Origin of the sequence: Amphritea sp. (assembly GCF_050300915.1) — a bacterium.
Lineage (GTDB): Bacteria > Pseudomonadota > Gammaproteobacteria > Pseudomonadales > Balneatricaceae > Amphritea.
Genome location: NZ_JBNKYN010000264.1, coordinates 1 through 507, shown reverse-complemented (window position 1 = coordinate 507; position 507 = coordinate 1). Strand labels below are relative to the sequence as shown.

General features: G+C 47.5%; 1 protein-coding gene. It reads right to left on the bottom strand.

Going from position 1 to position 507, the window contains the following annotated elements; translation table 11 throughout:
- Nucleotides 1-507: diguanylate cyclase domain-containing protein (locus ACQY8X_RS21230; RefSeq protein WP_428037112.1), on the bottom strand; the 507-nt coding region annotated here is incomplete at both ends.

Here is a 507-nt window from a genome sequence, read left to right as displayed (position 1 = left end):
ATCAGTTCTAAACCCCCCAAGCTCAAATGTTCCCTTAATTGCCATCAGCACTTTAAACGCTTTGTCCAACGCTTCGGCTTCATTCTGCCGGGTAACAACAATGGCAAATTCGTCACCGCCCAATCGCGCCACCAAACCTTCGTCTTCGGAAATAACAGATTTCAGTCGCGGCCCCAACTGTTTTAACAATCTATCCCCCATATGGTGCCCGAGGGTATCGTTGATCTCTTTAAAACGATCAAGGTCGATCAACATTAACGCAACACAACTTCCACCCTTACCGCTGGCTAAATTTGCCAGCCGCGTTTCCATATCGGTATACAACGCCTTGCGATTGGGCAGCAATGTCAAGGAATCGTGATTGGCCTGAAATTCAAGGTCGAACCAATACTGGTGGCGCTCAGTAACATCTCGACTAATTCCCCAGCAACCGGTCAGGTAGCCCTCTTCAACAATGCCATCAATGTGTAAAAGGTACCACCGTGATTCACCGTCAGAATTGATAAT